The 10,399-nt window shown below is 36.3% G+C and carries 8 protein-coding genes and 1 pseudogene; all 9 read left to right on the forward strand.

Annotated features, from left to right (window positions below; translation table 11 throughout):
* The coding region (locus A0F92_RS01600; protein WP_167516730.1) for a transposase at positions 1-480 on the forward strand (480 nt) is incomplete at its 5' end.
* Positions 481-485: 5 nt separating this feature from the next.
* Positions 486-815, forward strand: a complete 330-nt coding sequence (locus tag A0F92_RS01605; RefSeq protein ID WP_068241014.1) for a hypothetical protein — start codon at positions 486-488, stop codon at positions 813-815.
* A 147-nt stretch (positions 816-962) separates the two neighbouring features.
* Entirely contained in the window at positions 963-2,789 is a 1,827-nt protein-coding gene (locus A0F92_RS01610) for a sodium:solute symporter family protein (protein WP_068241015.1), read from the forward strand.
* A gap of 26 nt (positions 2,790-2,815) precedes the next feature.
* Positions 2,816-4,033 (forward strand): glycoside hydrolase family 130 protein, encoded by a 1,218-nt coding sequence (locus tag A0F92_RS01615; RefSeq protein WP_068241016.1) that lies wholly within the window; start codon positions 2,816-2,818, stop codon positions 4,031-4,033.
* Positions 4,034-4,058: 25 nt separating this feature from the next.
* Positions 4,059-5,267, forward strand: a complete 1,209-nt coding sequence (locus A0F92_RS01620) for an AGE family epimerase/isomerase (protein WP_068241018.1) — start codon at positions 4,059-4,061, stop codon at positions 5,265-5,267.
* A gap of 10 nt (positions 5,268-5,277) precedes the next feature.
* The gene (locus A0F92_RS01625) at positions 5,278-6,864 is read left to right on the forward strand and encodes a glycoside hydrolase family 28 protein (protein WP_167516731.1); all 1,587 of its coding nucleotides are present in this window, start codon (positions 5,278-5,280) and stop codon (positions 6,862-6,864) included.
* Positions 6,865-6,905: 41 nt separating this feature from the next.
* Positions 6,906-9,770 carry a DUF5060 domain-containing protein gene (locus A0F92_RS01630; RefSeq protein ID WP_068241023.1) on the forward strand — a complete coding sequence of 955 codons (2,865 nt, stop codon included), beginning with the start codon at positions 6,906-6,908 and terminating at the stop codon, positions 9,768-9,770.
* 11 nt (positions 9,771-9,781) lie between these two features.
* Complete coding sequence (locus A0F92_RS01635; protein ID WP_068241025.1) at positions 9,782-9,997, forward strand: hypothetical protein; 216 nt, start codon at positions 9,782-9,784, stop codon at positions 9,995-9,997.
* Positions 9,998-10,123: 126 nt separating this feature from the next.
* Positions 10,124-10,399: pseudogene (locus A0F92_RS01640) on the forward strand (hypothetical protein); the annotation flags it as partial.

Here is a 10,399-nt window from a genome sequence, read left to right on the forward strand (position 1 = left end):
CAGATTGAAGGCGTAAGTCATGCCACCATTTTAAGCATCATGAGTGAAATAGGACCTGATGGATTTACAAAGTTTGAAACATCCAAACAATTTACCTCCTGGCTAAGGCTTGCACCCAACAATAAGAAAACAGGTGGAAAAATCATAAGCAATAAAGTACCCAAAGGCAGTAATCGTTTAAAAATAGCTTTGCGAAATGCAGCCAATGCAATTGGTAATTTGAAGGACACGCACCTGGCTGATTTTTTTAGAAAAGTATTGTACCGCAAAGGAAGAACCGCAGCGGTGAGTGCCACTGCCAGAAAACTGGCAGTAATCATCTGGAATATGATCGTAAAAAAGCAACCTTACAATCCACCCACTCAATATCTATTCTTAGATCAGAAAAGAAAAATGGGGCTAATCAAAAAAATGAAAAAGCAAATCGGTAAATTTGAAATAACTAGCGAAGACTTGGGAATAGTAACTACTAATTTTTAACAACTATGTCTTACGTTAGTCAGAATATTGGAAGAATGTTAACTGATTTGGATGCATTTGCTGCAACCCACAAAAAAATTCCTGCACTAACAGAATTTGGGTTTAATGAAATTCCGGATAAAAACTGGTGGACAACCGTTTTTGCAGCCGGATTAAAAGGACATGCGGTTGCTTATGTATTGGGATGGCGTAATGCCGGTACAAAAGTTGATGGCAGTAAAGAATATTATGTTCCTTTTAAGGGCGAGTCATCTCAAAAAAATTTTCAGAAAATGAAGCAATCCGGACTTTTTATATTTCAGGATGGCTTAAGTTTTAATCAAGTATATCAATAACCGAAAAATGTTTTTTCTCATAAGTAGTAGTCGTTTATTAAGATTTGAAACACCGACCGTAGTGTCTACTATGGTCTTTTTTCTTTTGTTATGCACACCTGCAGCTTTTAAGAAATTATTTTGCATTCATTCAATTGCAACACTTCAATGAAACTTCAACTCATAGATGTATTAATTCTCGTAGCCTACCTTATTACAATGGTTGTTATTGGTTTATGGATGCGTAAACGGGCAAGATTAAGCAAAGAAAGTTACTTAATGGGTGGAAAATCGCTGCCCTGGTATATGTTGGGACTAAGTGATGCATCTGATATGTTTGATATTAGTGGTACTATGTGGATGGTAACACTCTGTTTCATTTATGGATTAAAGAGTATTTGGATACCCTGGTTATGGCCTGTATTTAATCAGGTTTTTATGATGATGTTTTTAAGCAAATGGTTACGTAGAAGCAATGCCAGCACAGGTGCTGAATGGTTGCAAACCAGGTTTGGTAGCAGCGGTGCCGGCATAAAGGCATCTCAGTTAGTGGTTATTGCTTTTGCTTTAATTAGTTGCCTCGGTTTTTTAGCCTATGGATTTGTAGGCCTGGGGAAATTTATGGAAATTTTTATTCCCTGGGAGCAGGTGAAGGATTATATTCCTTTTCATGTAGCCGATAAATATGTACCTCATGTTTACGGTATTGTATTTACGTTGTTTGCCATGTTTTATTCCATTCTTGGTGGCATGCACAGCATTGTTCTGGGCGATGTAATTAAATATGCTATTATGACGGTGGCCTGTATTGCCATTGGTGTAATTGCCTGGCATCATTTAAATGGCCGTCAGTTGCCGGTTCCTGAGGGATGGAAAAATCCATTTTTTGGTTGGCGTTTAAACCTAGACTGGTTAAATATTGTAGCCGATGCTAACAAAAAAATTAAAGAAGACGGTTTTGACTTATTTGGAATATTTTTTATGATGATGTTATTAAAAGGTGTTTTTGCTTCATTGGCCGGGCCTGCACCCAATTATGATATGCAAAAAGTTTTAAGTACCAGAAGCCCTAAAGATGCGAGTAAAATGACAGGTTTTGTGAGTATTATTTTATTACCCATACGGTATACAATGGTAATTGGACTAACGGTATTGGCATTGTTGTACTATCAAACCCTCCCCTTGAAAGGACCCGATGGGGTTGTTGATTTTGAACGTATTTTACCTGCTACCATTAATAGTTTTCTGCCTGTTGGCATTATGGGTATTGTTTTAACGGGTCTGCTCGGTGCATTTATGGGTACTTTTAGTGGCACGGTAAATGCTGCTCAAGCCTATATTGTTAACGATATTTATTTAAAATATATCCACCCAACTGCTACTAATAAGCGTATTATTTCTATGAACTATTTGGTAGGAGTTATTGTAGTAGCAGTAGGCGTCTTTTTCGGTTTTTTAGCAAATAATGTAAATGATATTTTGCAATGGATTGTCGGTGGTTTATATGGTGGATATGTGGCAGCGAATTGCTTAAAATGGTATTGGTGGCGCTTTAATGCAAATGGCTTTTTTTGGGGTATGGCAGTTGGTATCATCGCTGCATTAATCATGCCTTATGTAACAACGGGGCTGCCTTTGTATTGGTGGCCGCTTTTATTTGTATTATCACTCGCCGGTTGTTTTATTGGTACTTATTTGGCACCTCCTACCGATGAAGCTGTATTGAAACATTTTTATAAAACGGTTCGTCCCTGGGGTTTTTGGAAACCTATTCATCTGCTTGTCATTAAAGATAATCCTTCTTTTATTGAAAACAAGAACTTTTGGTTAGATATGTTTAATGTTTCACTCGGTATTATTGGCCAACTGTGTTTTACATTGTTTCCAATGTACCTGATTTTGAAAATGCAAACTCCATTTTGGATCAATCTATCCATTATACTAACTATCATATTGATATTAAAAATTACCTGGTGGAACAGGTTAGAAGATTAGCATTTTGAACAACTAAACCCTAGAGCATGCATGACTATTTAACACGATTCAACTGGCTAAAGGATAACTATGAATCACTTATCAAAAAAAACAATCAACCCATTCAACAACTGAGTGGGCTTTATGTACGATATGCAAATCCTGTACTTACTGCTGCCCATACCCCTTTAATTTGGCGGTATGATTTAAATCCGGCTACGAATCCATATTTGTTGGAAAGATTTGGAATCAATGCTGTATTCAATGCAGGTGCCATTAAGTTCAATGGTAAGTATTTATTGATGGCAAGGGTAGAGGGCACTGATCGAAAATCTTTTTTTGCAGTAGCTGAAAGCCCGAATGGAATTGACCATTTCAGATTTTGGGATTGTCCGGTTCTTATTCCATCAACCAATATTCCTGATACCAATATTTATGATATGCGTTTGGTTGCACATGAAGATGGTTGGATATATGGTATTTTTTGTACCGAAAGGAAGGACAATTCTGCTCCCGAGGGCGACCAGTCTGCAGCCATAGCACAATGCGGCATTGCCCGAACTAAAGATTTTAAAAAATGGGAACGATTACCTGATTTAATTACCACTTCACCGCAACAACGCAATGTGGTACTGCATCCTGAGTTTGTAAATGGAAAATATGCTTTTTATACACGGCCACAAGATAGTTTTATTGAAGCAGGAAAAGGTGGTGGTATTGGATTTGGATTGGCGGATGATATTACCCATGCTGTTGTTCATAAGGAAACTATTGTTGATAAAAAAATCTACCATACCGTTTATGAAGCTAAAAATGGCGCTGGGCCAGCACCTATTAAAACAAATTATGGTTGGTTACATTTGGCACATGGTGTAAGAAATACTGCAGCAGGCCTACGGTATACCCTTTACATGTTTATGACCGATTTAAATGATTTAACCAAAGTAATACATAAACCTGCCGGTTATTTTATAGCACCCGAAGGTGAAGAAAGATTAGGCGATGTTTCAAATGTGGTATTTAGTAATGGTTGGATTTTGGATGATGATGGGGAACAATTATTTATTTATTATGCTTCTTCTGATACCAGAATGCATGTAGCTACTACTACTCTTTCCCTTATTTTAGATTATGTGCTGCATCATCCTGAGGATGGATTTAGCTCTACTACTTCTGTACAAACTTTACAGTGTATTATTGAGCATAACCTTGCTTATCTTAATCAACCAGCTTGCACTACACAACATACAATTACAAACCCATAAATTTAAATAGGTTAATGAATTTACTTTGAAACAATTAACACAATATATAAATCAAGTTGAAATTGAGCTGCAGCATATATTGCAGTATTGGATTGATCATGCACCTGATTATAAACATGGTGGCTTTTTGGGTGCATTGAATCATAAAAATATCGCTGATTTCACGGCACCAAAAGGTATTGTTTTAAATGCTCGAATATTATGGACATTCTCTGCTGCTTATCAATGGCAACCACATGATGCGTATTTGATGATGGCAGAACGGGCGTTTGATTATTTAATGAAGTTCGGTTTTGATCATGAATATGGAGGTGTTTTTTGGAAATTACTTCCTAATGGGAATGTGTTGGATGATCGTAAACAAATATATGCGCATGCTTTTGTGATATATGGGTTAAGTGAATTCTATGCAGCAACCAACAATAAGTTGGCTTTAGATACCGCCATCGGTTTATTTCATTTGTTAGAAGAAAAAAGTTTTGATGCAAATTATGGCGGTTATTTTGAAGCATTTTCCAGAAACTGGGCTGCTATTGATGATGCCCGATTAAGTGAAAAAGACAGGAATGAAAAAAAAACCATGAATACACATTTGCATATCATTGAGGCATATGCCAATTTGTATAAGGTGTGGCCGAATAAAATATTGCAATCTAAAATCATTCATTTGCTGCACCTATTTCAACAGTATTTTATTGATATCCATAGCTTTCATCTGAATTTGTTTTTTACTGAAAATTGGCAGTTAAAACCTGATGTTGTTTCTTACGGACATGATATTGAAGCTGCATGGCTTTTGTTAGATTGTGCGGTATTTATTGGCGATATTGAATGGATATATACCATGGAGCAAATGGCAATAGCAATTGCTATTGCTGCTGCCGAAGGCTTGGATGACGATGGTGGATTGTGGTATGAAAAAAGAATGGCAGATGATTTTTTGATTCGGGAAAAACATTGGTGGCCGCAGGCAGAAGCCATGATAGGTTTTTTAAATGCCTGGCAAATTACACAACAAACCCAATTTTTTGAAAAATCATGGCATTGTTGGCAATTTGTAAAAGAACATATTATCGATAAGAAATATGGTGAATGGGTTTGGGGTGTTGATGCAAATTACCAAGTAATGCTTACTGAAGATAAAATTGGGTTTTGGAAATGCCCATATCACAATGCCAGAGCCTGTATGGAAATTATTCAAAGATTATCCATGCCCATCTTTCAATCTTTATAAACTATAAAATATGTACCGACATATTGTTTATTATATCAGGCAATATATACTTTGCATCTGTACAATGTTAATTAGTACTACTTTTTTATTGGCACAACAGCGTACAATATTTAGTATTACTGATTATGGCGCAGTGCCCAATAGTCAAATTCCCGCTACCCGTGCATTGCAAAATGCCATTGATGCCTGTAGTAAAAATGGAGGTGGAACTGTATTCATTCCTTCCGGTACATTTATCATCGGTACAGTGCATTTGCAAAGCCACATTACTTTGTATTTGCAATCGGGGGCAGTTTTAAAGGGTAGTTCTGATTTGTTGAACTATGAAAAATTTATACCCGATTCGCCTTATGTTCCCATACATAAAGGAATGTTTTTTACTGAAAATAAAGAAGATATTACCATAATGGGTGAAGGCGAGGTGAATGGAAACGGTATTCATTTTTTTGATACAACCCACGTAAAAAAGTTAGATAGTATAGCTACACAATTTACACGTCAAAAAAATAATTTCAGGAAAGTATTTACAGGTGTTGGCGATGGGCCTATTGTTCCAAAAGAAAGGCCTTATCAAATGTTCGTATTCAGTAATTGTAAAAGAATATCTGTCAAAAATATATTTATAACGGATGCACCTTTTTGGTGCATGCATTTTGCTGATTGTGATGCCATATTGGTTAGCGGTATTCGGCTTTGGAATAATTTACTTGCCCCTAATGCGGATGGAATAGATATTACCAGTTGTAACAATGTTATCATTAATGATTGCGATATTCGATCGGGTGATGATGCGATTGCTATAACAGGTTACAATCATCATTTTGAAATTCCGGGTTTTCAACATATCAAACATATTTCAGAAAATATTATTATAAGTAATTGTAACCTGCAATCTTATTCCAGTGGTATTCGAATTGGTTTTTTAGATCAGAATACCGTGAAAAATATTCAGGTGAATAATGTAAATATTACCAATACTACAAGAGGTATTGGAATTTTTTTACGTGATGAAGGTTCTTTGGAAAATATCAGCTTCAATAATGTATATATTGAAACTAAATTACGCACGGGCGATTGGTGGGGGAATGGTGAACCGATTCATATTTCTGCTGTTCGTGGTAAAGCAAACATTCAATTGGGTTCCATTCGGCATGTATTTTTTAATAATATTATTTGCACCGGTGAAAATGGAATATTATTATATGGTAGTGAGGAAAGCTATTTACAGGATATTAACTTCAATCACATTCGTTTTAAAGTTGTGAATAGTGCTTTAAATGCTGTTGCCGGTGGGAATATTGATTTGCGTGGATGTTTACGACCAAGAGAACAACTATTCCAAAGTGATATTCCGGGAATTTTAGCGCGTTATATTGAAGGTTTACATATCAACGATTTTATGTTGGAATGGCCTAAGGAATTACCATCATTTTTTACCAATGGCCTGGAATTGCGCCACTTTAGCAATGTATCCATTTTCAATTTTAAAGCTTTACATGCACCAACTGCAATCAAAGGATATATAATTTTTGCTGCAAGCGGTGATGGATTTGTTACAGACGATCTTTCCGGTGTAAAAAAGGTGGAGGTTCAATAATGGAATGAAATGTATTTAATTTTCATAAATAAAAATTTGTTATGCTTCTTCTTAATAAAAATTTTTTGTTCTTAACCTTGTTGTTTTTTGCACAACAGTTATTAGCTCAAATACCGGTATTCCATGTTGTTACGCCCAATAATACCAGCATACAAAAGTTTGATAAGTTTGAATTAACCATTCAATTAACTGCTGCTTATACCAACCCGTTTGATTATAATGATATTGCTGTTAAAGCCGTTTTTACGGCACCCAATGGTGTTGTTGATTCGGTAGATGGGTTTTATATGCAGGATTACACACTCAATACAACCAATGGCAGTATAACTCCTGCCGGTACAGGTGTTTTTAAAGTTCGGTTTACACCTACTCAAACGGGTATATGGCATTACAGCTTTATTTGCACTAATACTGTTGGCATTACTACCTATGGTGATGCAACATTCACTTGTGTAAATAGCTCCGATCCAGGGTTTATTCGAAAAAATAATTCTAACTATTTAAGTTTTGATGATAGTAGTCAATACATTCCCGTTGGCGAAAATATGTGCTGGCAGGATAATAATGTGTATACAGATTATTCCAATTGGTTAAACAAATTAAGCAATAACGGGGGTAATTTTATAAGAGTTTGGATGGCCGATTGGTCGTTTGCTTTAGAATGGAAAGGAGCTAATTATGGCGGTTTGAAAAACTATCAGCAATCCAATGCATATTACTTAGACTGGCTTTTAAATACTTGTAAACAAAAGGGTGTACGTATTATGCTTTGCTTAAACCATCATGGTCAGGTATCTACTACAGTAAATCCAGAATGGAATAACAATCCTTATAACATTGCAAATGGAGGGCCTTGCAATAATACATGGGATTTTTTTTCAAACTCAACTGCTAAAAATTTATTTAAAAACAGAATGCGTTATATTATTGCCCGGTATGGTTACTCCAACACAATTATGAGTTGGGAATTGTTTAATGAAGTAGAATGGACCGATAGTTTTAATACTTATAAAACAAATATTACAAACTGGCATCAGGAAATGGCTGCTTACATTAAATCGAAAGATGTGTATCAGCATTTGGTAACCACCAGCTATGCACATGATAATAATGATCCAGCTACCTGGAGTTTGGGAAATATTGATTTTACGCAAACACATTATTATGTTGGCGCACCCAATTTGGAATCGATATTAGCTGCCGGCAGCCGTTCTTATATCCAGCAATTTAAAAAACCAACACTCAATGGCGAGTTTGGTATTAATTCCGGAAACGTTGCTTTATCTTCTATTGATCCGAATGGTATGTATATTCACAATACATTGTGGGCTACTGCATTAAGCGGTGCTATGGGAACTGCAATGAGTTGGTGGTGGGATAATTATATTGATCCGAAAAATTTGTATACGCATTTTAAAGGCATCTCTTCATTTGTAAATGCATTAAATTTAAAATCTGAATTATATGCACCGGTTACAGCTACCATAAGCGGAGGGGGTAAAGCCGATTTAACCATTTCACCCAGCGCTGGCTGGGCTGCAGCTACTGCTGCTAATTTCATCATTGATGCTTCCGGAAATATAACACCGGCTGCCACACAGTTAGGACAATATTTGTATGGTTCGGTATACAATACCCAATATAAAAATCCGCCTGTTTTTACTGTTACCTATCCTGTATCCGGACAGTTTAAAGTGGTTGTGAACAATATTAGTACAGCACCTCAGTTGCATATTTATCTGGATGGTAAGGATACTGCTTTTAATACTGTTGCCAATGCTACTTATTTCATCAATGTGTCTGCAGGCAATCATACCATAAAAGTGGATAATACAGGAACCGATTGGATGAATATTTCCAGCTATATCTTTATAAATGTTGGTTCTCCGGTCTCTGCTTATGTGTTACAATCAGCCGGTCACAATAAAATTGCAGGATGGATTTTAAATAACCAATATAATTGGAGTTATATGCAAAATCATAATGGTGTTGCTCCCTCTGCCGTAAATGGTGCTGCAATCCAAATTGCAGGAATGACTAATTCAAATTATACAGTACAATGGTACAATACCAATACAGACTTGCCTGTTGGCACTGCAACTGTAACGGTGAATAATGGCATATTATCTGTTAATGTGCCCACTTTAAACTGGGATCTGGCTTTTACCGCAATCGCTAACGGATGTGCCATTGCGAAGCCACAATTCTCAAATTCTGCCTATACTATTTGCGGTAATGATTCTACATTAGTTTCCATAAGTAATAGCATTGGTTCAGATAGCCTTTTTTGGAATATCAATGGTATAACAAATTCATCACAACAAACACAACGGTTTATCAGTAATGCAGGATATGTAGTAGTACTTCGAAAAAATAATGCAGGTTGCAGTATTTATTCAGATACAGTTTTCATTTCTAAAACTGCTATACCCGCCACACCTGTTGTTACAATAGATGGCAATAATAATTTAATTTCCTCCTCTCCTTCCGGTAATCAATGGTACAATGATACGCTTACTGCTATTGCGAATGCTACTGCTCAATTATACAAGCCAACTGCTAATGGTTATTATGCTGTTAAGGTATTTCAGAATGGTTGCAGCAGCGCCTTTTCAAATAGGTTTAATTATATTGCTACTGCAATAAATGTTGTACTTAATTCAGCGTTAAGTATTAATCCAAATCCTGCACAAAGTGAAGTGTTCATCCACAATAATTTAACAGGAGTGCCTATTTTGAATGCTATTATTTACAATACTGCAGCACAAACAGTTATCAACCAGTACAACCTAAAAAATGGCGATGCTATTAACATCAGTCATTTACCCGCAGGCGTATATTATGTGCATTTATACAATCAAAACCTGCATTTTTATCAAACGCAAAAACTGATAAAAACATACTAAATAATTTTTTTATGAAACGTTTTTGTGCATTAGTTGTAATAATGTTTTTTTGTTCAGCAAAGGCAAATATTATACTGCCTTCAATTTTAAACAATAATATGGTATTACAGCAACGGTTGGCCGTTACATTATGGGGCTGGGGCAATCCGGGCGAAGTGCTAAAAGTTACCAATACCTGGGATAATGCAATTGATTCTGCAACAACAAACGCAAATGCACATTGGTAACTTACTATAGAAACGCCTGCTGCCGGCGGTCCTTATCAAATTAATTTTAAGGGATACAATTCCATTACATTAACAAATATATTCATTGGTAAAGTTTGGCTTTGTTCCGGCCAGTCGAACATGGAAATGAATGAACAATGGGGTTTACCGGATGTAAAAGCAGTTTTGCCTCATGCCTATAATCCAAATATCCGTTTTTTTACAGTAGCCAAGTCTGCTGCCAATTGTCCACAACAAGATGTAAAAGGTACTTGGGTAAGTTGTGATGCTGCCAACTTACAAACCTTTAGCGCAGCTGCCTATTTTTTTTGGGAAAAAGCTGCAAGATTCGCTGCATGTGCCTATCGCTTTGATCAATGCCAGTTGGGGTGGCACACCGGCAGAAGTGTGGACGCCAGATTC

The organism is Hydrotalea flava (assembly GCF_001623405.1).
Lineage (GTDB): Bacteria > Bacteroidota > Bacteroidia > Chitinophagales > Chitinophagaceae > Hydrotalea > Hydrotalea flava.

Coding starts and splice junctions, on each gene's coding strand:
- A0F92_RS01610 (WP_068241015.1), top strand. CDS start 963: ATGAAACTTCAACTCATAGATGTATTAATTCTCGTAGCCTACCTTATT.
- A0F92_RS01615 (WP_068241016.1), top strand. CDS start 2,816: ATGCATGACTATTTAACACGATTCAACTGGCTAAAGGATAACTATGAA.
- A0F92_RS01635 (WP_068241025.1), top strand. CDS start 9,782: ATGAAACGTTTTTGTGCATTAGTTGTAATAATGTTTTTTTGTTCAGCA.
- A0F92_RS01630 (WP_068241023.1), top strand. CDS start 6,906: ATGCTTCTTCTTAATAAAAATTTTTTGTTCTTAACCTTGTTGTTTTTT.
- A0F92_RS01605 (WP_068241014.1), top strand. CDS start 486: ATGTCTTACGTTAGTCAGAATATTGGAAGAATGTTAACTGATTTGGAT.
- A0F92_RS01625 (WP_167516731.1), top strand. CDS start 5,278: ATGTACCGACATATTGTTTATTATATCAGGCAATATATACTTTGCATC.